The following is a 24,860-nucleotide window of genomic DNA, read 5'->3' on the forward strand; positions in this document are numbered from 1 at the left end:
CACACCGAATCAGACGAATCGCCTGGCCGTCCGCGGTCGCGAGAGTCGGTTCTCGGGGCTGTGGCGCAGCTGGTAGCGCACCTGCATGGCATGCAGGGGGTCAGGGGTTCGAGTCCCCTCAGCTCCACCCCGACGAGAAGGCCCGGAACCACACGGTTCCGGGCCTTCTTGCATGTCCGGCCCGCGTGACCAGGTTTCACGGTGCGGGACGGTCTTGCGCGCTCCCCGTGGTCGCCTAGGGTCGGACCTGCGGCCGCGTCGTCGGCCGTTCACATCTGAAGACACCCATGACAGGGGAGCGCCGTCGAAGGGGCGCTGAGAGTGCGGGCACAGCCGCAGACCCTTGGAACCTGCTCCGGTTAGCACCGGCGAAGGGAGTTACCTGGAATGTCCGCGCCTGTTTCTCTGCGCAGCGCGTCCCTGCGGTACCGCACCGTGGACCTCGTCACCGTGGCCATGCTCGGCGTCGCCGTCGGCGTCGTCTTCTGGGGCTGGACCCAGCTCTACCACCTGTTGTCCGCCGGGCTGAGCGTCGCGTTCCCGCCCGCCACCGGGCTCCTCGGCGGCGGCTGGCTGCTCGGCGGCGTGCTGGGCGGGCTGATCGTCCGCAAGCCCGGCGCCGCGCTGCTCACCGAGGTCGTCGCCGCGAGCGTCGAGGCGCTGCTCGGCGCCGGCTGGGGTTTCTCCGCGATCGTCTCCGGCGTCGTCCAGGGGTTCGGCGCCGAGCTCGTGCTCGCCCTGTTCCTCTACCGCCGCTTCGGCACCGTCGTCGCCGCGCTGGCGGGTGCGGCGGCGGGCGCGTGCGGCGCCGTCTACGAGTGGTTCGCCTACTACCCGGACTGGGCGTGGGGCTTCCGGCTGGCCTATCTCGGCCTGTTCGCGCTGTCCGGCGCGCTGCTCGCGGGCCTCGGCGGCGCCGCGCTCGTGCGTGCCCTCGCGCGGGCGGGCGTGCTCGACGCCTTCGGGCCGGGGCGCGACCTTGCCGACCGTGCTGCCGATCGTGCTGCGGGCCGCGCCGTCGACCGCACGCCGGCCTGACGCCGTGGCGCGCGACGACGTCCGGGCGCGCGTCCGGGGGCTGCGCTGGCGGCCCACGGGGCGCGCGACCCCGACGGTCGACGGCCTCGACCTCGCCGTCGGTGCGGGGGAGCGGGTGGGCCTGGTCGGCCCCAGCGGGGCGGGCAAGTCGACCGTGCTGCACGCCCTGGCGGGCGTGCTGGGCGACCCGCTGCCGGGCGAGCTGTCCGGCACCGTCCACGTGGCCGGAGAGGTCGGGTACGTCCCGCAGGACCCGGACTCCGCGGTCGTCGCGTCCCGGATCGGGCGTGACGTCGCGTTCGGGCCCGAGAACGCCGGCCTGCCGCGGGCGGAGATCTGGCGCCGGACGGGCGAGGCCCTGGACCGGGTGGGGCTGCGCTACCCGACGAGCCGGCCGACGTCGGCGCTCTCGGGCGGCGAGCTGCAGCGGCTCGCGCTCGCCGGGGCGCTCGCGCGGGCGCCCGGCCTGCTGCTCCTCGACGAGCCGACGGCCATGCTCGACCACGCGGCGGCGGCCGAGGTGCGCGCCGCCGTCGTCGGCGCGCTGGCGGGCTCGGGCACGTCCCTCCTCGTGGTCGACCACCACGTCGGGCCGTGGCTCGAGCACCTGGACCGCGTCGTCGTGCTCGGTCCGGGCGGCCGGATCACGCACGACGTCGCCCCCGCCGCGCTGCGCGACGACGCGGGGCTCCGGGACGAGCTGACTCGCGCCGGCGTCTGGCTGCCCGGGGTGCCGCCGCCCGCCCCGCTCGACGTGCCCGCGCCCCTCGTGGTGCCGGACGCGCCCGGGCCCGACGTCGTCGTCGAGGGGCTCCGCGTCGACCTGGTGACCCGCGGCCTGCGCGGGCGCACCACCACGCGCGCGCTCGACGGCGTGGGCGCGCGGCTGCCGGCCGGGCGGCTCACGGCCGTGACGGGGCCGTCGGGGGCGGGGAAGTCCACCCTCGTGGCCGCCGTCGCGGGGCACCTGCGGCCGACGGCCGGCGAGGTCCGCGGCACGCCCGGTCGCGCGGCGCCCTCGCGCGACCTCGCCCGGTCGTGCGGGTGGGTGCCGCAGCACCCGGAGCACGGGCTGCTGGCCCTGCGCGTGCGGGACGAGGTCGAGCTCACGGGCCGGCGCCTCGGCGTCCAGGTCGACGCGGACGAGGTGCTCGCGCTGCTGCGCCTCGACCACCTCGCCCACGCGCACCCGTTCCGGCTGTCCGGCGGCGAGCAGCGCCGGCTCGCCCTCGCCGCCGCGCTCGCCCACAGGCCGGGGCTCGTGCTGCTCGACGAGCCGACCGTCGGGCAGGACCGGCAGACCTGGGCCGCCGTGGCCGGGTGGGCCGTCGCCGCCGCCCGGCACGGGGCCACGGTCGCGGCGAGCACCCACGACGCGCACCTCACCGCCCTCGCCGACCACCGGGTCGAGCTCGGGCGGCCGTCGTCCGACGGCGCGGCACGGCCGGGGCGGGTGGTGGCGGCATGACCGGCGTGCTGGCGCGGGTGAACGCCCTCGTCCTGGTGGCCCTGGGGCTGCTCGGCCTGGTCGCCTCGCTAGGCGTGCGGGACGTCGCGAGCGCGGCGGTCGGGCTCGGGGCCTGCCTGGCGTTCGGTCTGGTGCTGCTGCCGCGCGGGGCGGGGTCGCCCGCCCGCTACGTCGCGGTGCTGGTCGCGGTCGCGTCCGTGACGTGGTCGACCTGGCTGCTCGGCGGCCACGACCCGGTGGTCGCCGGCGTCGCCGGGGTCCGCATCGCGGTGCTCGCGCTGCCGGGGGTAGCGCTCGCGCCGCTGGTCGACCCGAGCGGGCTGGCCGACCAGCTCGGCCAGCGGCTGCGCCTGCCCGCCCGGTTCGTCGTCGGGGTGGGGGCGGCGCTGCAGCGGTTCGAGCGGCTCGGCACCGTCTGGGAGCAGGCCGCACGGGCCCGGCGCTCGCGCGGCGTCGGGCCCGGCCGGGGGCCCCTCTCGCGGGCGCGGCACGCGGCATCGGTGACGTTCGCGGTGCTCGCGTCCACGCTGCGCGACGCGACCGCCATGTCCGTCGCGATGGACGCCCGGGGCTTCGCCCACGCCTACCGTCGGACCTGGGCGGACCCGGCGCCGTGGACGCGGACCGACACGGCCGTGCTCGCCGCAGGCGCGCTGGCCGCCGCGCTGCCGTTCGCCGCGCTCCTCGGGTAGCCGCCGCGCGGTGACGCACGGCCACCGGGCGCAGAATGGGCGTCGGGAGGTGCCCGCAATGGCACGCCAGCCGCACGACTTCGACGCCCTGTACGCCGGCGCCGACCCGCCGCCGTGGGAGATCGGGCGCCCGCAGCCCGCGCTCCTGGCGCTCGTGCGCCGGTCGGTGGTCGCAGACCCGGTGCTCGACGTCGGGTGCGGCACGGGCGTCCTGGCGCTCGCCGTCGCCCGGGCGGGCCACCGCGTCGTGGGTGTGGACGCCGCGGCGCACGCGATCTCCCGGGCCCGGGAGCGTGCCGCGGAGTCGATCGTCGTGCCGCCCGGCGAGGTGCGCTTCGAGGTCGCGGACGTCCGCCGGCTCGACCGCCTGGACCTGCGGCCGCGGACCGTCCTCGACTCGGGGCTGCTGCACAGCCTCGACGACGCCGGCCGCACGGCCTACGTGGCGGGGCTGGCGGCGATCTGCCCGCCCGACGCGCTCGTCGCGGTGCTCGCCATGTCCGTGGCCGCCGGGCTGGGCTGGGGCACGACCGGCGACCGGCTGCGCGAGGCGTTCGAGGGGCCCGCCTGGTCGGCCACCGCGGTGTCGTACGCCGAGATCGCCGCGCGCCCCGCGGGCGAGGAGCAGCACCTGCCCGCGCTGCTCCTCACGACGCGGCGCACGTGACGAGACGTTCGTGAACGGACCGGCCCGGGTCGGCTCGCGTGCGATAGGAAGGGGTGGTGCCGTCCCCGCCGCTCTTCCCGTTCCGCAGCGTCGTCCTGGGGGCGTTCCTCCCCACCCTGGTGCTGGAGATCGGCATCGGCGCGCTGCTGCCGGTCGTGGCGGTGACCGCCACCGGCCGCGGCGCGACCCTCACGGTCGCCGGGCTCGTGGCCGCGCTGCTGCCGCTCGGCAAGATCGCGTTCGACCTGCCGGCCGGCGCGCTCTCGCAGCGCCTCGGCGACCGGGTGGCGATGCTGGTCGCCGGCAGCGTCGCCGTCGTCGCCTTCACGACGATCGCGCTGTCGTCGGCGCTGTGGGGTCTGGCCGCGGGCGTGCTCGCGCTCGGCGCGGCGAACGCCGTCTTCAACCTGGCCCGCCAGGCGTACCTCACCGAGATCACGCCGCCGCTGCGACGGGCGCGCGTGATGTCGACGCTCGCCGGGGTGCACCGCATCGGCCTGTTCCTGGGCCCGTTCGCGGGGGCCGCGGTGATCGCGGCCACGTCGCTGCACGGCGCGTTCTGGCTGGGCACCGGGTCGGCTCTCGTCGCGGTGCTGGTCATCGCGCTGGTGCGGCCGGAGCCGCGGGCCGACGCCCCGCTGCCGCGCCCCGCCGGCCGCCCCCGCGTGTCCATCGCCGCGGTCGCGCGCGAGCACCGGCAGCTGTTCGCGACCCTCGGCGTCGCCATCCTGCTCGTGAGCGCCGTGCGCGGTGCGCGGCAGACCGTCATCCCGCTGTGGGGCGAGCACCTGGGTCTCGACGCCGAGGTGACGTCCCTCGTCTTCGGCGTCTCCGGCGCCCTGGACATGCTGCTGTTCTACCCGGCGGGCAAGGTGATGGACCGGTTCGGCCGGTTGTGGGTGGCCGTCCCGTCCATGCTCACGATGGCGGTGGGGCTGGCGGTGCTGCCGTTCGCGCACACCGCCGGCGCGCTCGCGGTGGTCGCCGCCCTGCTCGGCGTGGGCAACGGCATGGGCTCGGGCATCGTCATGACGCTGGGGGCCGACGTCGCGCCCGCCGCCGTGCGGCCCACGTTCCTCAGCGTGTGGCGGCTCTTCCAGGACACGGGCGACGCGCTGGGGCCGCTGATCCTCGCGGCGGGGGCGGCGCTGGGCTCGCTCGCCGCCGGGGTGTGGGCCACCGCCACGCTGGGCGGCGCGTCCGCGGCGGCCCTCGCGCGCTGGGTGCCGCGGTACTCGCCGCTCGCGAACCTGGTGCCGCCCCGGCGGCGGACCTGACGCCGGTGCCTCACGCGCGCAGGTGCACGCCCAGCCCGCGGCGGCCGGGCGCCACCGCGTCGCACAGCTCCCCGCGCGCGTCGTAGTCCCCGCCGTCCTGGTGCCGGTAGGGCACGAAGGGCCCGTCCGGCAGCGCGAGCAGCCGGCGGCGCAGTCCCTCGGCGGCCGCGGTGAAGCCGGCGTCGTCCAGGCGGTTCGCGCCGGGCACGAGCACCGGCTCGGCGACCCGCATGCCCGTGTACCAGAACGTGCCGTGCAGCAGCGGGAACAGCACCTCGGAGAGGTCGCCGTGCAGCCCGCGCGGGCCCAGCCCGGTGCCCGCCCCGACCGTCACCACGGCGAGCGCGCGTCGCCCGGCGAGCCCGCCGTCGCCGTACCGGCGCGTGCGGCCGGCGTCGTCGCGCACGTTGTACGCGTAGCCCTGCACGAGCACCCGGTCGAGCCAGCCCTTGAGGATCGCGGGCGTGCCGTGCCACCACAGGGGGAACTGCACGACGACCGTGTCGGCCCGGGCGAGCTTGTCGTGCTCGGCCCGGATGTCGGGCGCGAGCGTGCCGCCGCGCAGCGCGCGCTCCGAGGCGGCCGCGACATCGAGCCGGTCGCCGTCGCCCACGGCGCCGCCGAAGTCGGCGGCCGTCACCACGGGGTTCCAGCCCATCGCGTACAGGTCGGACTCGACCACCTCGTGCCCGGCCCCGCGCAGCGCGCGGACCCCCTCGTCCCGCAGCCGCGCCGTGAGCGACCGCGGTTCCGGGTGAGCCAGCACCCACAGCACCCGCATCGCACCGTCCTTCCGTCGTCCTTCGTCCTGGCGGGCGCCGCTCGGCCGCCCCCTCCAGGGTGCGGGGGAAGGGCACCGGACGACCACTGGCCGGAAGGTCATGATGTGCAAGGATCGGGCCATGCCCTCCCGAGCGCCCGCTCGAACGTCCCCGCCCCGTCGGCACCTCGTCGCGGTGCTGGTGCGCGACGGCGTGATGCCGCTCGAGCTCGGTGCGGTGCACCAGCTCTTCGGCGTCGTGCGCGGCGCCGACGGCGAACGGCTCTACGACGTGCGCACGTGCGCCGCGGTCCCGGGCCGCGTGCCCACCGACGCCGACTTCTCGATCGACGTGCCGCACGGCCCGGACGTGCTCGCGCTCGCCGACACCGTCGTCGTGCCGGCGTCGCACGCGCTGGACGACGGCGGCGAGGACGGCGACGTCACCCCCGACCTGCTGGCGAGCGTCCGCCCGGACGCGCGCGTCGCGTCCATCTGCACCGGGGCGTTCGCGCTCGCCCGCGCCGGGCTGCTCGACGGCCGCCGCGCGACGACGCACTGGCTGTCGGCCGACCGGTTCCGGCGCGCCTTCCCCCAGGTCGACCTGCACCCGGACGTCCTGTTCACCGAGGACGGCCGGGTCTTCACGTCGGCCGGCGAGGCGGCCGGCATCGACCTGTGCCTGCACCTCATCCGCTCCGACCACGGGGCGGCGGTGGCGAACGACGTCGCGCGCCGCACGGTGGTGCCGCCGTTCCGCGACGGCGGCCAGGCGCAGTACGTCGACGCGCCGGTGCCCGAGCCGACCGGCGACCACACCGGCGCCGCGCGCGCGTGGGCCCTCGCGCACCTCGACGAACCGCTCGCGCTGGACGACCTCGCCCGGCACGCGGCGACGAGCACCCGCACCTTCACCCGCCGGTTCCGCAAGGAGACCGGCCTCTCGCCCGGGGCCTGGCTGCTGCAGCAGCGCCTCCTGCGGGCGCGTGACCTGCTGGAACGCTCCGACCTCCCCGTGGACGCCGTCGCCCGCCGTGCCGGGTTCGGCACCGGCGCGTCGCTGCGGCAGCACTTCGCGCGGGCGCTGGGCGTCTCGCCCGCCGCCTACCGCGCGACCTTCGGCCGCGGCCCGCGACATCAGAACATGACGGAAGCCGCCCCGCGAGTTCCTTGACGGGGCGGGCCTCGGGCACCTACATCTGGTTGATGGAGGTCTTCGAGAAGTGGGAATCCGAGATCCGGGGGTACAGCCGCACGTACCCCACGGTGTTCGCCTCGGCGTCGAACGCGCGGCAGGTGGACGAGGCCGGCCGTAGCTACGTCGACTTCTTCGCCGGCGCGGGCGTGCTGAACTTCGGGCACAACAACCCGCGCATGAAACGCGCCATGATCGAGTTCCTCGAGGCCGACGGCGTCGCGCACAGCCTCGACATGGCGACCACCACGAAACGCGACTTCATCACGAAGTTCGTCTCCACCGTGCTCGAGCCGCGCGGCATGACGATGCGCCTGCAGTTCATGGGGCCGACGGGCAGCAACGCCGTCGAGGCGGCGCTCAAGCTCGCCCGCAAGGTCACCGGTCGGCGCGAGGTGGTCGCGTTCACGCACGGGTTCCACGGCATGACCCTCGGGTCGCTCGCGCTCACCGGCAACGACGTCTTCCGCCGAGCCGCCGGGGTGCCGCTGGAGAACGTGCACCGGCTGCCCTTCGAGACCGCCCCCGGGGGCGGTCTCGCGTCGCTCGAGGCCTACCGGGCCCAGCTCGCCGACGTGTCGAGCGGGCTGCTGCCGCCCGCCGCGTTCGTCGTCGAGACGATCCAGGCCGAGGGCGGCGTCAACGTCGCGAGCGCCGCGTGGCTGCACGCCGTGCAGCGGCTCGCCCGCGACGTCGGGGCGCTGTTCGTCATCGACGAGATCCAGGTGGGCTGCGGCCGCACCGGCAGCTACTTCAGCTTCGACGGCATGGGGCTCGACCCGGACGTCGTGTGCCTGGCCAAGGGGATCGGCGGCTACGGGACGCCGCTGGCGATGAACCTCAACCGGCCCGAGCTGGACGCGCAGTGGGCGCCGGGGGAGCACACCGGCACCTTCCGCGGCCAGGGCCTGTCGTTCGTGGCCGGGCGCGAGGCCCTGACCTACTTCGACGACGACGAGCTCATGACCCAGGTGCACGGCAAGGCGGAGCGCATGGTGTCCGTGCTGGAGGGGCTGGCCGCCGAGGCCCCCGACCGCGGGTTCGCCGTCCGCGGCCGCGGCATGATCCAGGGCCTCGACGTGGGCGACGGCGCGTTCGCCAAGGCCGTCGCCGCGGAGTGCTTCGCCCGCGGGCTGCTCATCGGCCCGTGCGGCAGCGGCGGGCGCGTGCTCAAGCTCATCCCGCCCCTGACCATCCCCGACGACGACCTCGACGAGGGCCTGGAGATCCTCGCGGGGGCGGTGCGCGACACCCTCTAGCGCCTCGAGCAACCCCGCGGGGGCGCGTCGACAGCAGAAGGAGGCCGGCATGCGGCAGCGCGACGACATGACGTTCCCGTTCGAGGAGTACGCGAGACGCCTCGGCGACCTGCGCCGCCGCATGGCGGAGCGGATGCTGGACGCGGTGGTCATCACCGACCCCGAGAACCTCATGTACCTCACGGACTACCAGACCACGGGGTACTCCTTCTTCCAGGCGCTGGTCGTGCCGCTCGAGGACGAGCCGTTCATGATCACGCGCGCCATGGAGGAGTCGAACGTGCACGCGCGCACGTGGGTGGAGCTGACCCGGCCCTACCCGGACACCGGCGACGCGATCCAGAGCCTCGTGCAGTCCCTGCGCGAGTTCGGCCTCGACACCAAGGACGTCGGGTACGAGCGCAACAGCTACTACTTCCCGGCCTACCACCAGGACTACATCCACAACTCCTTCAAGGACGGCCGCCTGCTCGACTGCTTCGGCATCGTGGAGGAGGGGCGCGTGACGAAGTCCGACGCCGAGATCGCCGTCATGCGGCGGGCCGCGCGCGCCACGGAGGTCGGGATGGCCGCGGGCATCGAGGCCGTCGCCGCCGGCGTGACCGAGAACGAGATCGCGGCGGAGATCGCGTCGGCGATGTTCCGCTCCGGGGGCGAGTTCCCCGCGGTGATGCCCTACGTCACCTCGGGCCCGCGCAGCATGATCGGCCACGCCACCTGGGAGGGCCGCACCGTGCAGCCGGGGGAGCACGTCTTCCTCGAGGTCGGCGGCTGCTTCCGGAGGTACCACACCGCGATGATGCGGACCGTGGTGCTCGGCGACCTGTCGCGCAGCATGCTCGTGGCGCAGGAGCGGATGAAGCTGGCGCTCGCCGAGGTCAAGGCGGCCATGCGCCCCGGTCTCACGGTGTCCGACGCCGACACGATCGTGCGGAACATCATCTCCGACAACGGCGTCGGGGCGCGGCTGGTGACCAGGTCGGGGTACTCCATCGGCATCGCGTTCCCGCCCAGCTGGGACGAGGGCTACATCGTCAGCCTCAACCAGGGCGACCCGCGCGTGCTGCGGGAGGGGATGACGTTCCACATCATCCCCTGGATGTGGGGGGTCGACGGCGACAAGACCGTCGGCATCTCCGACACGGTCCGGGTGACCGCCGACGGCTGCGAGTCGTTCTTCACCCTGGACGAGGACTTCGCCTGCAAGCCCGGGCACGCCGCCGCGACGGAGCCCGAGGCCCTGACGCTCGTCGAGGACACGATCGAGGAGGAGACCGCATGACGATGCTCATCGCGACGGACCCCAGCACGGGCGAGGTGGTCCGCGAGGTCCCGGCAGCGACGCCGGGCGAGGTGGACGCGACGCTGGCGGCCGTCGAGGAGGCGCGCGCGCCGTGGCGGGACCTGGGGCTGGACGGGCGCGCCGAGGTGCTGCACGCGGTGGCGGCCGACCTGCGCGCCCGCGCCGACGAGCTCGCACCCCTGATGACGCAGGAGATGGGCAAGCCGATCACCGAGGCGCTCGGCGAGGTCGAGAAGGCGGCCTGGTGCGCGGAGCACTACGCGGAGCACGCCGCGGCCTACCTGGAGACCGAGGAGATCGCCTCGGACGCGACGCGCAGCTACGTGCAGCACCTGCCGCTCGGCACGGTGCTCGGCGTCCTGCCGTGGAACGCGCCCTTCTGGCTGGCCCTGCGCTTCGCGGCGCCGGCGCTGATGGCGGGCAACACCGGCGTGCTCAAGCACGACCCGCACGTGCCCGGGTGCGCGGAGGCGATCGGCGACGTCTTCGCGCGGGCGCTGTCCGCGACGGGCGCGCCCCCGGGGGCGTTCCGCAACCTGCCGCTGGCCACGGAGGACGTCGCCGCCGTCATCCGCGACCGGCGCGTCCAGGCCGTGTCGTTCACCGGGTCGTCGCGCGGTGGGTCGGCCGTGGCGAGCGTCGCGGCCGCGGAGATCAAGCCGGCCGTGCTGGAGCTGGGCGGCTCCGACCCGAGCATCGTGCTGGCCGACGCCGACCTGGACGCCGCGGCCGACACCCTCGCCCTGTCGCGCATCATCAACGCCGGCCAGTCGTGCATCGCCGCCAAGCGCATCGTCGTCGAGGACGCCGTGCACGACGCCCTGGTCGACCGGCTCGCCGGCCGGCTCGCCGCGCTGAAGGTGGGCGACCCGCGCGACCCCGCCACGCAGGTGGGTCCGATCGCCCGCGCGGACCTGCGGGAGAACCTGCACCGCCAGGTCACGCAGACGGCGGCGGCCGGTGCGCGCCTCCTGCTCGGCGGCGAGCTGCCCGACGGCCCGGGGTGGTTCTACCCGCCCACCCTGCTCGACGACGTCGCGGACGACATGACGGCGGCGTGCGAGGAGACGTTCGGGCCGGTCATGGCGGTGCTGAGGGCGGCCGACGCCGACGAGGCTCTCGAGACCGCGAACCGGACGGAGTACGGCCTCGCGGCGAGCGTCTGGACGACGGCGGAGCGCGGCGAGGCGATGGCCCGGCAGATCGCCGCCGGACAGGTCTCGGTGAACGGCATCGTCAAGACCGACCCCCGGCTGCCCAGCGGCGGGGTGAAGCGCTCCGGCTACGGGCGTGAGCTGGGCCCGCACGGCATCAAGGAGTTCGTCAACGTGCAGCAGGTGTGGGTCGGCCCGGCTCACTCCACCGTCGCGAAGCTCGGGTGCGGCGGCTGGTTGTACGCCGTGTTCTGCCACGCGACCGCCAGCCGGTACTGCCGGTCCTCCATGAGCGACGGGTGCGCGATGTCGGTCGGGATGTCCGTGGAGTAGATCCGCAGCGCGCTGGAGTCGGTCGTACGGAAGACGACCTCCTCCCGCCAGTCGCCGAGGATGTCGGCCTGGAGCGCGGGCGTCGCCTTGGTGCCGTTGTTCGAGGCGACCCCCTCGCCCGTGAGGAGCCGGGTGTCGCTGCTCGCGCCGTACTTGTCGATGCGGGTGTCGTCCAGCAGCTCGCGCTGCCCGTCGCCGTCCCACCAGATCACGAAGTTGGTGGAGCCCGGCTTACGACCCACCTCGGAGCCGTCGGTCGCGCTGCGCAGCCCGGAGACCTTGGACGACCAGACCTCGGCGCCGGGGTTGTCCGCGGTGATGTCAGCGGCCACGCCGCGCCCGTTGTCGGAGCCGGCGGCCGGCGCGCTGGACAGGATCCTGCCGGTCGCGGCGTCCGCCACCCAGTGCGCCGGGTCGGTGCCCGACTCCGACGGCTTGAACACCTCGAGGCCGGGGTTCGACGGCACGAGGTCGCTCACGTGGTACGCGTCGCCGTGGTGGGTGCCGTTCTGCCACAGCCCGTACCCGTTGTCGTCGATCGCCATCGAGCCGTAGAGGATCTCGTCGCGGCCGTCGTCGTCCACGTCCGCGATCGACAGCTGGTGGTTGCCGCGGCCGGTCCACTCGGGGCCGTTGGTGGACGAGCTGGAGTCGAACGTCCAGCGGCGGGTGAGCGCGCCGTCGCGGAAGTCCCACGCGGAGACGGCGGTCTTGGCGTAGTAGCCGCGGCCCATGACGATGCTCGGCCGGGACCCGTCGAGGTAGGCCGTGCCGGCGAGGAAGCGGTCCACGCGGTTGCCGTACGTGTCGCCCCAGTCGCCGACGTTGCCGCGGGCGGGGCGGAAGTCGACGGTGTCGAGCGCGGCGCCGTCGGTGCCCCGGAAGACGGTGAGGAACTCCGGACCGCTGAGCACGTACCCGCTCGAGTTGCGGTGGTCGGCGGAGGCGTCGCCGATCACCTGGCCGGTGCCGGAGACGGTGCCGTCGCCGGTCTTCACCGCGACCTCCGCGGCGCCGTCGCCGTCGTAGTCGTAGACCTGGAACTGCGTGTAGTGCGCGCCCGCGCGGATGTTGCGGCCGAGGTCGACGCGCCACAGCCGCTCGCCGTCGAGCTCGTAGGCGTCGAGGTAGACGTTGCCGGTGACGCCGGACTGCGAGTTGTCCTTGGCGTTGCTCGGGTCCCACTTGAGGACGATCTCGTACTCGCCGTCGCCGTCGAGGTCGCCCACCGACGCGTCGTTCGCGGAGTAGGTGTACCCGTCGCCGGCGGGCGGCACGTCGAGCGGGACGTCGAGCGAGCTCGCCCGGGCGCCCGCCACGGGGGAGAGGGTGAGCGAGTCGCCGGCGACCTGCCCGACGGCGCCCTCGGCGGCCCGTGCGGACAGCGCGGCCACGGCGCGTGCGGACCCGTCGCCGACGGCGACCACGGCGTACCGGGCGTCGGCGGGGGCGCCGCGGTCGAGGAACGACGTCGCGCCGGTCACCGGGGGCCCGGGCACGCGGGCGCCGTCGCGGTAGACGTGGAAGGCCGCGTCGTCGCCGTCGGCGGCGAGGAGCCGCCAGCTCACGCGGTTGCCGTCGGGGGTGGGCGTACTGATCACCGCCCGCCCTCCCGGCGACGGGTCGACGGCCGCCGCCGGCACGGCGGGCGCCGCGGGCGGGTCGCCGGCGGCGAGGGCGGGGGAGGCGAGGGCGAGCACGCAGACCGCGCCCACGGCGGTGGTGAGCGTGGTGGCGGCTGCGGTCGTGCGGAGTCTCGGCAGCATCATTGCTCCGTTCCGGTTGAGACGATTCACACCGTGCTCGACCAGGCTGCCAGAAACCGGTTGCTCACGTCACCCCCGGGTCTCACGACGTGGGACGCGGGGTGCGGCTCAGGGCTCCTCGGCCCGGGGGACGCTGGTCACCGTGGTGAGCAGGAAGACGGAGTCCTCGAGCGCCAGCACGGCGTGCCGCTCGTGGGTCAGCACGCGCAGCTGCCCGCCGCCCACCTCCTCGTCCCCCTCGGGGGCGGTGACCCGCACCCGCCCGTGCAGCACGAGGATGGACGCGGCGGGCGGGGAGTTGTGCTCGCCCAGCTCGACGCCCGCGACCAGGGCGATCACGGTCTGGCGCAGCGGGCCGTCGTGCACCACGATCTCGGCGCTGCGCCCGTTCTCGGCCGCGCGGGCCTTCTCGAGCTGGTGGATGGTGCGGGCGTCCAGGTTGGCCATCAGGGCTCCGTCGGTCGGCGGCGCGGGCGTCAGTACCCGTCGGTCGGGATGCTATCGCCGTCGACCATCCCCAGCCGGGCGAACGCCTCCGCCACGCCGCCGCGCGCGGGGCCGGGCACGACCAGGTCCGCCTCGGCGAGGACGGCGGGCGGGGCGCCCTCGACGGCGACGGCGGTGCCCGCGTACTGGAGCATCTCGACGTCGTTGTAACCGTCGCCGATGCCGACCGCCTGCGCGGCGGGAAGCCCCAGGTGCTCCATCACGGCCGCCATCCCGACGGCCTTGTGCACCCCGGCCAGGTGGATCTCCCCGGCGTTGTCGCCGGTGTCCGCGTACGACGAGGGGAGGATGCCGACCTCCGGGCCGAGCTCGGTGCGCAGCGCCGCGATCGGGACGGGGGAGTCGAAGTAGCTGATCTTCGCGTAGCGGACGCCCGCGAGGTCGCCCGGCATGCGCAGCACGTCGAGGATCTCGCGCGGCGCGGCGTCGCCCCGGCGCTCGAGGCGCGCGTCCAGCCCGACCGGTCCGTAGACGGCGTCGGGGGTCTCCAGCAGGTACGCGACGTCGTGGGCGTCGAGCACGTGCCGCACGCGCGTGGCGAGGTCGTCGGGGAAGCGGAGGTCGGCCACGACCTCGCCGTCGAGCCGCACGAAGGCGCCCGCCGTCGCCACCACGCCGTCGAAGCCCGCGGCCAGCAGCGCCGGCGGCAGCATCGACTCGGGGCGACCGGTGCACAGCAGCACCCGGTGGCCGGCCCGTCGCGCGGCGCGGACGGCCTCCTCGTGCGCGGGCGGCACGGCGCCGTGGTCCGCGTAGGTGCCGTCCACGTCCAGGAACGCCACGCGCGCCCCGTCACTCATCGAACCCGACACGGGCGCAGTCCTCCAGGTCTTCGGCGTCGTCGTGGGCACCGTCGAGCCTAACCGTGTCCCGGGGCCTGCCCCGTCGGTGTCCCGTGGTTGGCTGTCCACGTGACGACGAGCACCCCGCGCGCCGAGACCTGGTCCATGATCCACGCCGAGCGCGAGGCCCTCGCGGACGAGCTCGCCGGGATCGACGACGCGGGGTGGGCGGGGCCCTCGCTGTGCGGCGAGTGGACGGTGGAGGACGTCGTCGCCCACCTCACGGCCGGAGCGAGCACCGGCCGGTGGGCGTGGCTGCGCAGCATCGTCGGGGCGCGGTTCGACGCCGACCTGCACAACGCGCGGCGTCTGGCGGAGCACCGCGGCGCGACGCCCCCCGAGACGCTCGAGCGCTTCCGCGCCGTCGCGACCAGCACGGTCGCGCCGAGCGGGCACACGGCCGCGTGGCTGGGCGAGGTCGTCGTGCACGGCCAGGACGTCCGCACGCCGCTCGGCCTGTCGCGGACGCCGCCCGTCGCCGCGACCACCGCGGTGGCGCGCTTCTTCGTGCGCCGCGACTTCACCGTCTCGGGCCGGTCCGTGGCTAGCGGGCTCCGGCTCGAGGCGACCGACGGCCCGTTCGCGCACGGCGACGGTCCCGTGGTCCGCGGCAGCACCCTCGCGCTCGTCATGGTGCTGGCGGGCCGGCGGGTGTTCTGCGACGCGCTGACGGGCGAGGGGCTGGCGCGGGTCCGCGAACGGGTCTAGGCGCCCTGGGCCGCGTCGCCGGCCCCGGCGTAGAGCGCGGCGAACTCCGCGGACGGCGGGATCGGCGTGACGACGTCGACGAGCGCGCCGTCCGGCCCGGCGACGACGAAGTGCCGCTGGCCGAACGCCTCGTCGCGGAGCGGCAGCAGCACGTCGTGGCCGCCCGCCGCGAGGACGCGGGCGTGCACGGCGTCGACGTCGTCGACCTCGACGGTGACGAGGAGGCCGGCCGCGCGGGCGCCGCGGGCCGGCTCGGGGATCGTCTCGTGGTCCGCGTCGACGACGGCGAGCTCCGCCGCGCCGGAGCGCAGGCTGACGTACCAGTCGGAGGAGAACGTCGGCGTCATGCCGAGCAGGTCCGCGTAGAAGCGCGCCGCGCCCGGGACGTCGGAGACGGCGAGGACGGGGTACAGGCTGGTGATCATCGGGGCTCCCGGAAGGTATACGTACGGCGTGTACGTATCTATACATTCACGGCGTCGGTAACCTGTCAACCATGCCGAGGAGATCCAGGGCCGAGAGCGAGGCGACGGCGGCCGCGATCCTCGCCGCGGCGCGCGGGCTGTACGCGGAGCGGGGGTACGCCGCCGTGGCGGTCGAGGAGGTCGCCGCGGCGTGCGGTGTCACCCGCGGCGCCGTCTACCACCACTACGGCAGCCGTGCCGGGCTGTTCGCCGCCGTGCACGCGGCCGTGACGGCCGACGTCGGCGCGCAGATCGAGGGCGCGACCGACGGCCTGGACGACCCGTGGCAGAGCCTCGAGGCGGGCTGCCGGGCGTTCCTGGCGGCCGTCGTCGCCGACGACGCACGGCAGGTCGTGCTCGTCGACGGGCCCGCCGTGCTCGGCTGGGCACGCTGGCGCGAGGACGACGCCGCGACCTCGGGGCGGCTGCTCGACGAGGTGCTCGGCGAGCTCGCGGACGCCGGACGGGTGCGCGCGGCCGACGTGCCCGCCACGTCCGCCCTGCTGTCCGGAGCCATGAACGAGGCGGCCCTGTGGGTGGCTGCCTCGCCCGACCGCGACCGCGCGCTCGACCGGGCGTGGTCGGCGCTGCGGCGTCTGCTGCGGGGGATCGAGGCCTGAGCGCCCAGCCGGCCGTGGGCGACCGTCGCGTCAGGTGACCGCGCCGAGCTGCCAGGGCACGAACTCGTCCGCGCCCAGGTCGAGCTCCTCCGAGACGGTCTGCTCGCCGGACGCGACGGCGAGGATCTTCTCGAACAGCTCCTCGCCCACCTCCTCGACGCTCAGCCCGGTCTCGAGGATCCGGCCGGCGTCGAGGTCCATGTCCTCGCTCATGCGGCGGTAGGTGTCGGAGTTGGTGGCGACCTTGATCGACGGCGACGGCTTGCAGCCCAGGACGCTGCCCCGGCCGGTGGTGAAGACGACGACGTTCGCGCCGCCCGCGACGATGCCGGTCACCGACACGGGGTCGTAGCCGGGCGTGTCCATGAAGGTCATGCCGCGCTCGGTGACGGGCTCGGCGTACTCGTGCACGGCGACGAGGTCGGCGGTGCCCGCCTTGGCCACGGCGCCGAGCGACTTCTCGAGGATGGTCGTGAGGCCGCCGGCCTTGTTGCCGGGGGACGGGTTGTTGTCCAGCGTGCCGCCGCCGGCCGCCGCGTAGCCCTGCCACCAGTCGATGCGGTCGAGCAGCCGCTGCCCGACCTCGCGCGAGACGGCGCGGCGCAGCAGCAGGTGCTCGGCGCCGAACACCTCGGGCGTCTCCGCGAGGATCGACGTGCCGCCCTGCGCGACGAGCAGGTCGGAGGCGTGGCCGAGCGCCGGGTTGGCGGTGATGCCGGAGAACCCGTCGGAGCCGCCGCAGTTGAGCCCGAGCACGAGCTCCGACGCGGGCGCCTCCTCGCGCCGCAGCGCGTCGATCGCGGGGAGCATCTCGGTGATCGCGGCGACGCCCGCGCGCACGGTGGCACGGATGCCGCCGGTGTCCTGGATCGTGAGCGTGCGCACGGGCAGGTCGTCGCGCAGGGCCAGCCCGTCGAGCACGGAGGCGGCGGGGAGCATCTCGCACCCGAGCCCGACGACGAGCAGCCCGGCCATGTTCGCGTGCGAGGCGTACCCGCGCAGCGTGCGCAGCGTGACCTGCGCGCCCTCCGACGTCGGGACGAGGCCGCAGCCGGTGTCGTGGGTCAGCGCGACGACGCCGTCGACGTGGGGGTAGGCGTCGAGGACCGGGCCGCGGAACTGGTCGGCGATCATCCGCGCGGTGGACGCCGAGCAGTTCACGGACGTGAGGATGCCCACGTAGTTGCGAGTGCCCCAGCGGCCGTCCGAGCGGCGGTAGCCCTGGAACGTGCGGCGCGTCGTGGGCTCGGGGAGCGTGGTGCGCGCCGTGCCGAACTCGTACTCGCGGGCGCCGTCGGTGGTCGGGTCGTCGAAGCCGAGGTTGTGCGTGTGCACGTGGTCTCCCGGCGCGACGTCTCTCGTCGCACGGCCGATGGGCTGCCCGTACTTGCGCACCTCCGCGCCCACGGCGACGGGGCGGACGGCGAGCTTGTGGCCGCGCGGGAGCGTCGAACGGGTGGTCGCCTCGGTCCCGTCGGGAAGGCGCACGGTGGTGCCGGCGGGCACCTGGCGGGTCGTGACGGCCACGTCGTCGGCCGGGCGCAGCAGCAGCGCGACGTCGGCGAGGTCGACGACGTCGGGCAGAGGAGGCTCGGCCGGCGCGCCGGGCGTGGGGGTCGCCGCGAGCGGCAGCAGCGGGTGGTGCGGGGCGGTGCTCATCGGATCGCGACCTCGGGATCTGTGACGGAGGGACGGGAGCTGGCGGTGCTGTCGGGCACGAGGGGAGCGGGCGCGGTGGACGCGCGCACCACGAGCTCGACGGGGAGGCGGCGGTGCTCGGGTGCGTCGTCGGTCAGCAGGTCGACGGCGGTGCGGCCGGCGCGGGCCAGCGGCACGGCGACCGTGGTGAGCGCGGGGGTCACGAGCGACGCGGCGGCGACGTCGTCGAACCCGACGACCGAGACGTCCGCGGGCGTGGCCACCTCGCGCGCGTGCAGCCGGGCCAGGACGCCCAGCGCGACGAGGTCGTTGAAGCAGAGCACCGCCGTGGCGCCCGCGGCGAGCGCGAGGTCCGCGGCCTGGACGCCGCCGCCGTGCGTGGGGCGGAAGCTGCCGAGGTCGAGCACGGGGCGCCCGGCGTCCCCGGTCGTCGACACGGCGTCCAGCGCCGACCGGCGCTCGGCGTCCGACCACGAGGTGCGCGGCCCGCCGGCGTACGCGACGACGGCGTGCCCGAGGGCGCGCAGGTGGTCGAGCGCCTGGCGCACGCCGTCGGCGATGTCGAAGGAGACGGAGGGGACGTCGGGCGCCTCGCGGTTGACGAGCGCGACCGGACCGGCCGCCGATGCCAGGAGCGCCCGGAGGCGGTCGGCGGGCAGGCGCGGGGAGCAGAGCACGAGGCCGTCCACCCGGTCGCCGAGCCGCGTGATGACGTCGGGCTCGACGGTGACGTCCTCGTCGGTGTCGGCGACGAGGACCTCGCGGCCCGTCTCCCGCGCCCGCGCCTGCACGCCCTTGGCGACCGCGGCGAAGAACGGGTTGGCGAGGTCGGGCACGACCAGCCCGACCGTGCCGGTGCTCCCGGTGGTCAGCGCGCGGGCCGCGGGGTGGGGCCGGTACCCGAGCCGCTCCGCGGCCCGGGTCACCTGCGCGCGGTTGGCCGCCGACACGTGCGGCGCGTCGCTCATGGCTCGCGACGCGGTGGCGAGCGAGACGCCCGCCTCGCGCGCGACGTCGCGGAGCGTGACCACGCGGACCTCCCGGCTGCTGGCCGTCGGAACTGGAGCCTGGAACCTGGAACCGGTTCCAGCGCGTTTCAGCCTACCCGATCAGGCGGGCTCCTCGTCGAGCCATCGGAACCACTCCTCGGGGACGTCCTCGTCCAGGCGCCGCACCTCGTGGCCGCCGAGGACGCCCGCGGTGAGGAGGCCGGTGGCGACGAGACGGGCGACGGCCCCCGCGCCGGGCGGGTTGAAGTGCGTGTCGTCGCGGCGACCGTCGTCGGCGTGGAAGAAGTAGTGCAGCGTGCGCTCGGGGCCGAGGTCGTGCCACAGCGCGAGCGAGTCGCGCTGGACGTCCACGAGCGGCACGTCCTCGCGCGCGGCGAGGGCCCGCATCGCGTCCGGGTACTCGCCGTGGTCGGAGACGGCCCGGCCCGCGTCGTCGAACCGGCGCCGCTCGACCGACGTCGCGAGCACGGGCTGAGCGCCCGCGGCCCGCGCGACCTCGACGAACCGGGCGAGGTGCTCGGTGTACGAGGTCCACGGCTCGGTGTGCCGCTCGGGGTCCGTGACCTTCGCGTCGTTGTGGCCGAACTGGATCACCAGCACGTCGTCGGCCCGCAGGTCGCGGGCCACGGCGTCGAGCCGACCCTGGGTGATGAAGCTGCGCGTGCTGCGGCCGTTGCGCGCATGATTGGCGACGGCGACCGCCTCGTCGAGGTAGTACGGCAGCGCCATGCCCCAGCCGGTCTCGGGCGCGGCGGCGCGGGACTTCGGGCCGGCGGTCGAGTCGCCGGCGAGGTGGACGGTGCGGGTCATGCGGTCCTCCGAGGATCGGCCTGGACGGTCAGGGTGGCAAGCGCTTGCCGGTCACCCTAGCGGCGGCGGACACGACCAGAACGCGTGCATCCGCGCACGTCCAGGGCGTAGCGTCGGCGCCGAACGACAGAATGTGCCGTGCGTCACGAAGTCCGTGCCCGAAGTCAGTGCCCGATGCCAGTGCCCGAAGTCAGCGAGGAGTCAGCGATGCCCCGTCCGCCGTTCCCGGCCCCCGTGCTCGACCTGCTGCGCCGCCCCCAGCCGGCCGTGATCGGCGTCGTCCGCCCCGACGGCAGCCCGGTCACCGCGGCGACGTGGTACCTGCTGGAGGAGGACGGCGCGGGCGGCTGGCACGTGCTGGTCAACCTCGACGCGACGCGCAAGCGGGTCCAGCACCTGCGGGCGAACCCGCACGTCAGCCTCACCGTGCTGGACGACGACTGGTACACGCACGCCACGCTGCTCGGCCGCGTCACCGCGTGGCGCGACGACGTCGACCTCGCCGACACCGACCGCATCGCCCGCCACTACACGGGCGACCCGTACGGGGTGCGCGACCGCGCCCGCGTCACGGCGGTGGTCGAGGTGGACCGCTGGACGGCGTGGGGCAGCCTGCGCGACGCCGGCTGAGGAGGCGGCCATGCGTATCGGCGCTCCACGGACGGCGGGCGCGGACCCGCGCCTCGTCGCCGTCACCCCCGACGCGGCGCGCCGTCTCGCCGACCTCGGCCACGACGTCGTGGTCGAGCCCGGGGTCGGCGACGGCGCGCGCCTGCCCGCGCACGACTACGTCGCGGCGGGCGCCCGCGTCGCGGACCGAGCGGACGTGTGGGCGGCGGACGTCGTGGTCACGCTGCACGCGCCGGGCCTCGCGGAGCTCGACCTCATGCGGCCCGGCGCGACGCTCGTCGCCCAGCTGGCCCCGGCGACGAGCCCCGACCTGCTGGCGACGCTCGCCTCCCGCGGCGTGACGGCGCTGGCCCTCGACGCGGTGCCGCGCATCTCGCGCGCGCAGGCGCTCGACGTGCTGTCCGCCCTGTCCAACGTGGCCGGCTACCGCGCGGTGGTCGAGGCGGCCGAGGAGTTCGGCGGCATGTTCGCCGGCCAGGTGACGGCGGCGGGGAGCACGCCGCCCGCGCGGGTGTTCGTCATCGGTGCGGGCGTGGCCGGCCTGGCCGCGATCGGCACCGCGGTGAGCCTGGGCGCCGAGGTGCACGCGTTCGACGTACGGCCCGAGGCGGCCGAGCAGATCGAGTCGCTGGGCGCCCGCGTGGTCCGCGCGGACGACGCCGTCCAGGAGGTCAGCGCCGACGGGTACGCGAGCGCGCAGAGCGCGGACCAGGAGGCGGCCGCCTTGCGCGCGTACGCGGAGCAGTCGGCGCAGGCCGACGTCGTCGTCACGACCGCCCTGGTGCGCGGCACTGCACCGACGACGATCACGCGCGCGATGCTCGACGCGATGCGCCCGGGCTCGGTGGTGGTGGACCTGGCGGCGCCCGGCGGCGGGAACTGCGAGGCGACGGTACCGGGGGAGCGGGTGGTCACCGGCCGCGGCGTCGTCGTGCTCGGGTACACCGACCTGGCCGCGCGCCTGCCGCAGCACAGCTCGCGGCTGCTCGGCACCGTGGTGGTCAACCTTCTCACGCTGCTCACGCCGGCCAAGGACGGCCGCGTGGTGCTCGACCTCGACGACCCGGTGGTCCGCGGCATGACCGTGACCCACGAGGGAGCGGTGACGTGGCCGCCCCCGCCCGTCGCGGTGTCCGCGGCGCCGCCACCGCCGGCCCCCGAGCCCGCACCGCCCGAGCCGGCCGCCGTCGACCCCGAGGCAGAGCGCCGCCGTCGCGCGACCCGCCGTACGGTGCTCGGCGCCCTCGGCGCCGTCGCCGCGGGGCTGATCGTCGCGGCGTCCCCGCCGGACGCCGTCGGCCATCTCACGGTCTTCGCGCTGGCGGTCGTCGTGGGCTTCTACGTCATCTCGAACGTCACGCACGCCCTGCACACCCCGCTCATGGCCCAGACCAACGCCATCAGCGGCATCATCATGGTCGGCGCGCTGCTCCAGATCGGCGACTCGTCGCCGCTCGTCACGACGCTCGCCGTCCTCGCCGCGGCGCTCGCGAGCGTCAACGTGTTCGGCGGGTTCCTCGTGACGCGCCGGATGCTCGGCATGTTCCGTCGTGAGACCCCGGGCGGGGAGGCGTCATGACGGTGACGTCGGTCGCGCAGGCCGCGTACGTGATCGCGGGGCTCCTGTTCGTGCTGTCCCTGGCGGGGCTGTCCGCCCAGGAGTCCGCGCGCCGCGGCACGGTGCTCGGGATGCTCGGCATGGGGCTGGCGATCGTCGCGACGATCGCGCTGGCCCTCGACCGGTCGCAGCGCCCGTGGCCCGTGACCGCCGGCCTGATCCTGGCGGTGCTCGTCGTGGGCACGGCGGTGGGGTCGTGGCGGGCGCGGCGCGTCGAGATGACGCAGATGCCGGAGCTCATCGCCCTGCTGCACTCGTTCGTGGGGCTCTCGGCGGTGCTGGTGGGCTACGGATCGTTCCTCGCGGAGCCGGTGGGTGCCGCGGCGGCGGGCGGCGACACCGTGCACCGCGTCGAGGTGTTCCTCGGCGTGCTCATCGGCGCGGTGACGTTCACGGGCTCGGTCGTGGCGTTCGGCAAGCTCTCCGGGCGGCTGCCGTCGGCGCCGCTGACGCTGCCCGGACGGCACGCGCTCAACCTGCTGGCGCTGGTCGCCTCCGCGGGCCTGATGGTGTGGTTCGTCGCGGCGGACGACGTCGGGGCCGCGCTGGTGCCGCTCCTGCTCATGACGCTCGTCGCGCTGGCGCTCGGCTGGCACCTCGTCGCAGCGATCGGCGGGGGCGACATGCCGGTCGTCGTGTCGATGCTCAACTCGTACTCCGGCTGGGCCGCCGCGGCGGCCGGGTTCACGCTCGGCAACGACCTGCTCATCATCACCGGCGCCCTGGTCGGCGCCTCCGGCGCGATCCTCAGCTACCTCATGTGCCAGGCGATGAACCGGTCGTTCTGGTCCGTCATCCTCGGGGGCTTCGGCGCGGCGTCGTCGGGCGGCCCGGCCGGCGGATCAGGCCAGGAGGCGGGGGAGGTGCGCGAGACGTCGCCCGACGAGGTGGCCGCGCTGCTCGCCGCGGCGCGCTCCGTCGTCGTCGTGCCCGGGTACGGCATGGCGGTGGCGAAGGCGCAGCACCCGGTGGCGGACCTCGCCGAGCGGCTGCGGGCGCGCGGCGTGACCGTCCGGTTCGGGGTGCACCCCGTGGCCGGGCGGCTGCCGGGCCACATGAACGTGCTGCTGGCGGAGGCGCGCGTGCCCTACGACCTGGTGCTCGAGATGGACGAGGTCAACCCCGACCTGCCGGACACCGACGTCGTGCTCGTCATCGGCGCGAACGACACCGTGAACCCGGCGGCCCAGGACGACCCGTCGTCGCCGATCGCGGGGATGCCCGTGATCGAGGCGTGGAAGGCGCGCGACGTCGTGGTGTTCAAGCGGTCGCTCGCCACCGGCTACGCGGGCGTGCAGAACCCGCTGTTCTTCCGGGACAACACCCGGATGCTCTTCGGCGACGCCAGGGAGCAGGTGGACAAGATCGTCCAGGCTCTCTGACGCCGCCGAGGAGGGGCGAGCGCGGGGCTCAGGAGGTGCGGCTCAGAGGCGCGAGTCCGCCTGCGACTCGTAGACCGCCGCGTCCAGGACGCCGTCGGCGTGCAGGTAGGCCGGCGACTCGGGGACCGGCGTCGCGTCGATCGTGCTGGCGTCGGCGGGCACGCCGTCGAGGCTGGGCATGACCGAGGCGAGCTCGGGGCGCCACTTGGTGAAGCGGAACGGGAAGCACTTCTCGAGCAGGTCGACCATCGCGGAGGCGGCAGTCGAGGCGCCCGGGGAGGCGCCCAGCAGGCCGGCGATGGAGCCCTCGGCGCCGGTGACGATCTCGGTGCCGAACTGGAGCACGCCCTTGCCGTCGGCGTCGCGCTTGATGACCTGCACGCGCTGGCCGGCCGTCAGCTTCTCCCAGTCCTTGGGGTGGGCGGTCGGCATGAACTGCTGCAGCGCCTGGAACTTGGTCTCGGGCGCGGCCATGAGCTGGCCGACGAGGTACTGCGTGAGGTCGAGGTTCTTGAGGCCGGCGCCGAGCATCGACGTGACGTTGTTGGCGCGCAGCGACGTGATCAGGCCCAGGTACTTGCCCTTCTTGAGGTACTTGGGGCTGAAGCCGGCGTAGGGGCCGAACATGAGGTAGGTCTTGCCGTCGACCACGCGGGTGTCGAGGTGCGGCACGGACATCGGCGGGGCGCCGACGTCGGCCTTGCCGTACACCTTGGCCTGGTGCTGCGCCACGAGCTCCGGGTTGTCCGTGCGCAGGAACTCGCCCGAGATCGGGAAGCCGCCGAAGCCCTTGATCTCGGGGATGCCGGCCGACTGGAGGAGGGGGAGCGCGCCGCCGCCGGCGCCGACGAAGACGAACTTCGCGGTGACGGTGCTGGTGCGGTTCCGCGCGTTCCAGGAGCGGTCCTTGACGCGCAGGCGCCAGCGGCCGTCCTTGGTGCGCTTGAGGCTCTTGACCTCGTGCTGCAGCTTGAGCTCGGCGCCGTTCGCGACCAGCCCGTCGACGAGCTGGCGCGTGAGGTTGCCGAAGTCGACGTCGGTGCCCGACGTCGCCCGGGTGGCGGCGATCGGCTCGTCGGCGTCGCGCTCGGTGGTCAGCAGCGGCGCCCAGCGGCCGATGGTGGCGCGGTCGGTGCTGTACTCGAGGTCGCGGAACAGGGGGTGCACGCGCAGCGTCTCGTACCGGCGGCGCAGGTAGTCCACGTTCTTCTCGCCGCGCACGAACGTCATGTGCGGGGTGTTGCTGAGGAACGAGTCGTCCTTGATGCGGCCCGTGGCGAGCAGGTGCTGCCACAGCTCGCGCGAGATCTCGAACTGCTCGTTGATCGCCACCGCCTTGGTGATGTCGATCGAGCCGTCCTTGCGCTCGGGCGTGTAGTTGAGCTCGCAGAGCGCGGCGTGCCCGGTGCCCGCGTTGTTCCACGGGTTCGAGGACTCCTGCGCCACGTCGTCCAGGCGCTCGTAGATCCGGATGGACCACGACGGCTCGAGCTGCTGGAGCAGCGTGCCGAGCGTGGCGCTCATGATTCCGCCGCCGATGAGGACGACGTCGACGTCGGCCCCGGTGGGGGCCCCAGCAGTCGTAGCACTCGAAGTCACCGGCTCACCATACGCCGCGCGTGAAAACTGTCACAAAGAATGAGAGCAACCTCACACGGGCCTCTGACCTGCAGTGACGCAGGTCACAGCGGCCGCCGG

21 protein-coding genes, 1 tRNA gene, 2 pseudogenes and 1 riboswitch are annotated in these 24,860 nt (G+C 75.0%); of the genes and pseudogenes, 15 read left to right on the plus strand and 9 right to left on the minus strand.

Annotated features, from left to right (window positions below):
* Positions 1-54 precede the first annotated feature (54 nt).
* The 6 genes from ACQP60_RS10880 (at position 55) to ACQP60_RS10905 (ending at position 5,142) form a co-directional block, all read left to right on the plus strand.
* Positions 55-127 (plus strand) — tRNA-Ala (locus ACQP60_RS10880).
* A gap of 155 nt (positions 128-282) precedes the next feature.
* Positions 283-394: riboswitch (TPP riboswitch) on the plus strand.
* Positions 388-1,038, plus strand: coding sequence for an ECF transporter S component (locus tag ACQP60_RS10885; protein ID WP_429732031.1), 651 nt, complete (start codon positions 388-390; stop codon positions 1,036-1,038). Its footprint overlaps the riboswitch before it by 7 nt.
* Positions 989-2,506, plus strand: a complete 1,518-nt coding sequence (locus ACQP60_RS10890) for an ATP-binding cassette domain-containing protein (protein WP_429732034.1) — start codon at positions 989-991, stop codon at positions 2,504-2,506. Before ACQP60_RS10885 ends, ACQP60_RS10890 begins: the two co-directional genes overlap by 50 nt.
* Positions 2,503-3,198, plus strand: coding sequence for an energy-coupling factor transporter transmembrane component T (locus ACQP60_RS10895; protein WP_429732037.1), 696 nt, complete (start codon positions 2,503-2,505; stop codon positions 3,196-3,198). The genes ACQP60_RS10890 and ACQP60_RS10895 overlap by 4 nt, the downstream gene beginning before the upstream one ends.
* A gap of 58 nt (positions 3,199-3,256) precedes the next feature.
* On the plus strand, positions 3,257-3,865 hold the full coding sequence (locus ACQP60_RS10900) for a class I SAM-dependent methyltransferase (protein ID WP_429732040.1): 609 nt from the start codon (positions 3,257-3,259) through the stop codon (positions 3,863-3,865).
* Positions 3,866-3,921: 56 nt separating this feature from the next.
* Positions 3,922-5,142 carry an MFS transporter gene (locus ACQP60_RS10905; RefSeq protein WP_429732043.1) on the plus strand — a complete coding sequence of 407 codons (1,221 nt, stop codon included), beginning with the start codon at positions 3,922-3,924 and terminating at the stop codon, positions 5,140-5,142.
* Positions 5,143-5,152: 10 nt separating this feature from the next.
* On the opposite strand, the gene ACQP60_RS10910 is transcribed toward ACQP60_RS10905, so the two are convergent.
* Positions 5,153-5,923, minus strand: a complete 771-nt coding sequence (locus tag ACQP60_RS10910; protein ID WP_429732046.1) for an NAD(P)H-dependent oxidoreductase — start codon at positions 5,921-5,923, stop codon at positions 5,153-5,155.
* A 121-nt stretch (positions 5,924-6,044) separates the two neighbouring features.
* Here ACQP60_RS10910 and ACQP60_RS10915 point away from each other — a divergent pair, with 121 nt between their 5' ends.
* From ACQP60_RS10915 to ACQP60_RS10930, 4 genes are read left to right on the plus strand one after another with little or no spacing between them, the layout of a single operon-like run.
* Positions 6,045-7,076: a GlxA family transcriptional regulator gene (locus tag ACQP60_RS10915; protein ID WP_429732049.1), complete on the plus strand. Its 1,032-nt coding sequence runs from the start codon at positions 6,045-6,047 to the stop codon at positions 7,074-7,076.
* Positions 7,077-7,108: 32 nt separating this feature from the next.
* Positions 7,109-8,356 carry an aspartate aminotransferase family protein gene (locus tag ACQP60_RS10920; protein WP_429732052.1) on the plus strand — a complete coding sequence of 416 codons (1,248 nt, stop codon included), beginning with the start codon at positions 7,109-7,111 and terminating at the stop codon, positions 8,354-8,356.
* Between the two features lie 49 nt (positions 8,357-8,405).
* Positions 8,406-9,638 carry an ectoine hydrolase gene (gene doeA, locus ACQP60_RS10925; RefSeq protein ID WP_429732055.1) on the plus strand — a complete coding sequence of 411 codons (1,233 nt, stop codon included), beginning with the start codon at positions 8,406-8,408 and terminating at the stop codon, positions 9,636-9,638.
* On the plus strand, positions 9,635-11,146 hold the full coding sequence (locus tag ACQP60_RS10930) for an aldehyde dehydrogenase family protein (protein WP_429732058.1): 1,512 nt from the start codon (positions 9,635-9,637) through the stop codon (positions 11,144-11,146). The genes doeA and ACQP60_RS10930 overlap by 4 nt, the downstream gene beginning before the upstream one ends.
* Here ACQP60_RS10930 and ACQP60_RS10935 read toward each other — a convergent pair.
* The 3 genes and pseudogenes from ACQP60_RS10935 to ACQP60_RS10945 all read right to left on the minus strand — a co-directional run.
* Positions 11,089-12,915: pseudogene (locus ACQP60_RS10935) on the minus strand (rhamnogalacturonan lyase); the annotation flags it as partial. The gene ACQP60_RS10930 and the pseudogene ACQP60_RS10935 sit on opposite strands and share 58 nt — an antisense overlap.
* A gap of 105 nt (positions 12,916-13,020) precedes the next feature.
* Positions 13,021-13,359 (minus strand): cupin domain-containing protein, encoded by a 339-nt coding sequence (locus ACQP60_RS10940; RefSeq protein WP_429732061.1) that lies wholly within the window; start codon positions 13,357-13,359, stop codon positions 13,021-13,023.
* Positions 13,360-13,388: 29 nt separating this feature from the next.
* Complete coding sequence (locus ACQP60_RS10945) at positions 13,389-14,201, minus strand: HAD hydrolase family protein (RefSeq protein ID WP_429732063.1); 813 nt, start codon at positions 14,199-14,201, stop codon at positions 13,389-13,391.
* Positions 14,202-14,330: 129 nt separating this feature from the next.
* Here ACQP60_RS10945 and ACQP60_RS10950 point away from each other — a divergent pair, with 129 nt between their 5' ends.
* Positions 14,331-14,969, plus strand: coding sequence for a maleylpyruvate isomerase family mycothiol-dependent enzyme (locus ACQP60_RS10950; RefSeq protein ID WP_429732065.1), 639 nt, complete (start codon positions 14,331-14,333; stop codon positions 14,967-14,969).
* On the opposite strand, the gene ACQP60_RS10955 is transcribed toward ACQP60_RS10950, so the two are convergent.
* A complete protein-coding gene (locus ACQP60_RS10955; protein WP_429732068.1) occupies positions 14,966-15,394 on the minus strand; it encodes a VOC family protein in 429 nt (142 codons plus the stop codon). The two genes, ACQP60_RS10950 and ACQP60_RS10955, sit on opposite strands and share 4 nt — an antisense overlap.
* A 71-nt stretch (positions 15,395-15,465) precedes the next feature.
* Between ACQP60_RS10955 and ACQP60_RS10960 the strand changes: the two genes are divergently transcribed.
* On the plus strand, positions 15,466-16,053 hold the full coding sequence (locus ACQP60_RS10960; protein WP_429732071.1) for a TetR/AcrR family transcriptional regulator: 588 nt from the start codon (positions 15,466-15,468) through the stop codon (positions 16,051-16,053).
* Positions 16,054-16,083: 30 nt separating this feature from the next.
* Here the strand turns inward: ACQP60_RS10960 and ACQP60_RS10965 are convergent, their stop codons facing one another.
* The 3 genes from ACQP60_RS10965 to ACQP60_RS10975 form a co-directional block, all read right to left on the minus strand.
* Positions 16,084-17,712 (minus strand): UxaA family hydrolase, encoded by a 1,629-nt coding sequence (locus ACQP60_RS10965; RefSeq protein WP_429732073.1) that lies wholly within the window; start codon positions 17,710-17,712, stop codon positions 16,084-16,086.
* Positions 17,709-18,743, minus strand: coding sequence for a LacI family DNA-binding transcriptional regulator (locus tag ACQP60_RS10970; RefSeq protein ID WP_429732076.1), 1,035 nt, complete (start codon positions 18,741-18,743; stop codon positions 17,709-17,711). The genes ACQP60_RS10965 and ACQP60_RS10970 overlap by 4 nt, the downstream gene beginning before the upstream one ends.
* Before the next feature lie 78 nt (positions 18,744-18,821).
* A complete protein-coding gene (locus ACQP60_RS10975) occupies positions 18,822-19,532 on the minus strand; it encodes a rhamnogalacturonan acetylesterase (protein ID WP_429732079.1) in 711 nt (236 codons plus the stop codon).
* A gap of 207 nt (positions 19,533-19,739) precedes the next feature.
* Between ACQP60_RS10975 and ACQP60_RS10980 the strand changes: the two genes are divergently transcribed.
* From ACQP60_RS10980 to pntB, 3 genes are read left to right on the plus strand one after another with little or no spacing between them, the layout of a single operon-like run.
* Positions 19,740-20,162 (plus strand): pyridoxamine 5'-phosphate oxidase family protein, encoded by a 423-nt coding sequence (locus ACQP60_RS10980; protein ID WP_429732082.1) that lies wholly within the window; start codon positions 19,740-19,742, stop codon positions 20,160-20,162.
* Between the two features lie 10 nt (positions 20,163-20,172).
* A complete protein-coding gene (locus ACQP60_RS10985; RefSeq protein WP_429732085.1) occupies positions 20,173-21,741 on the plus strand; it encodes a Re/Si-specific NAD(P)(+) transhydrogenase subunit alpha in 1,569 nt (522 codons plus the stop codon).
* Positions 21,738-23,162, plus strand: a complete 1,425-nt coding sequence (gene pntB / locus ACQP60_RS10990; protein WP_429732088.1) for a Re/Si-specific NAD(P)(+) transhydrogenase subunit beta — start codon at positions 21,738-21,740, stop codon at positions 23,160-23,162. The genes ACQP60_RS10985 and pntB overlap by 4 nt, the downstream gene beginning before the upstream one ends.
* 42 nt (positions 23,163-23,204) lie before the next feature.
* On the opposite strand, the pseudogene mqo reads toward pntB, so the two are convergent.
* A pseudogene (gene mqo, locus ACQP60_RS10995) lies at positions 23,205-24,764 on the minus strand (malate dehydrogenase (quinone)); the annotation flags it as partial.
* Positions 24,765-24,860 lie beyond the last annotated feature (96 nt).

The organism is Isoptericola variabilis (assembly GCF_050311655.1).
Taxonomy (GTDB): Bacteria; Actinomycetota; Actinomycetes; order Actinomycetales; family Cellulomonadaceae; genus Isoptericola; species Isoptericola variabilis.

Bases quoted from the DNA above. Each gene is read 5' to 3' on its own strand.
- ACQP60_RS10885 (WP_429732031.1), top strand. From the start codon at position 388: ATGTCCGCGCCTGTTTCTCTGCGCAGCGCGTCCCTGCGGTACCGCACC.
- ACQP60_RS10895 (WP_429732037.1), top strand. From the start codon at position 2,503: ATGACCGGCGTGCTGGCGCGGGTGAACGCCCTCGTCCTGGTGGCCCTG.
- ACQP60_RS10900 (WP_429732040.1), top strand. From the start codon at position 3,257: ATGGCACGCCAGCCGCACGACTTCGACGCCCTGTACGCCGGCGCCGAC.
- ACQP60_RS10910 (WP_429732046.1), bottom strand. From the start codon at position 5,923: ATGCGGGTGCTGTGGGTGCTGGCTCACCCGGAACCGCGGTCGCTCACG.
- ACQP60_RS10915 (WP_429732049.1), top strand. From the start codon at position 6,045: ATGCCCTCCCGAGCGCCCGCTCGAACGTCCCCGCCCCGTCGGCACCTC.
- ACQP60_RS10920 (WP_429732052.1), top strand. From the start codon at position 7,109: ATGGAGGTCTTCGAGAAGTGGGAATCCGAGATCCGGGGGTACAGCCGC.
- doeA (WP_429732055.1), top strand. From the start codon at position 8,406: ATGCGGCAGCGCGACGACATGACGTTCCCGTTCGAGGAGTACGCGAGA.
- ACQP60_RS10930 (WP_429732058.1), top strand. From the start codon at position 9,635: ATGACGATGCTCATCGCGACGGACCCCAGCACGGGCGAGGTGGTCCGC.
- ACQP60_RS10940 (WP_429732061.1), bottom strand. From the start codon at position 13,359: ATGGCCAACCTGGACGCCCGCACCATCCACCAGCTCGAGAAGGCCCGC.
- ACQP60_RS10955 (WP_429732068.1), bottom strand. From the start codon at position 15,394: ATGATCACCAGCCTGTACCCCGTCCTCGCCGTCTCCGACGTCCCGGGC.
- ACQP60_RS10960 (WP_429732071.1), top strand. From the start codon at position 15,466: ATGCCGAGGAGATCCAGGGCCGAGAGCGAGGCGACGGCGGCCGCGATC.
- ACQP60_RS10965 (WP_429732073.1), bottom strand. From the start codon at position 17,712: ATGAGCACCGCCCCGCACCACCCGCTGCTGCCGCTCGCGGCGACCCCC.
- ACQP60_RS10975 (WP_429732079.1), bottom strand. From the start codon at position 19,532: ATGACCCGCACCGTCCACCTCGCCGGCGACTCGACCGCCGGCCCGAAG.
- ACQP60_RS10980 (WP_429732082.1), top strand. From the start codon at position 19,740: ATGCCCCGTCCGCCGTTCCCGGCCCCCGTGCTCGACCTGCTGCGCCGC.
- ACQP60_RS10985 (WP_429732085.1), top strand. From the start codon at position 20,173: ATGCGTATCGGCGCTCCACGGACGGCGGGCGCGGACCCGCGCCTCGTC.
- pntB (WP_429732088.1), top strand. From the start codon at position 21,738: ATGACGGTGACGTCGGTCGCGCAGGCCGCGTACGTGATCGCGGGGCTC.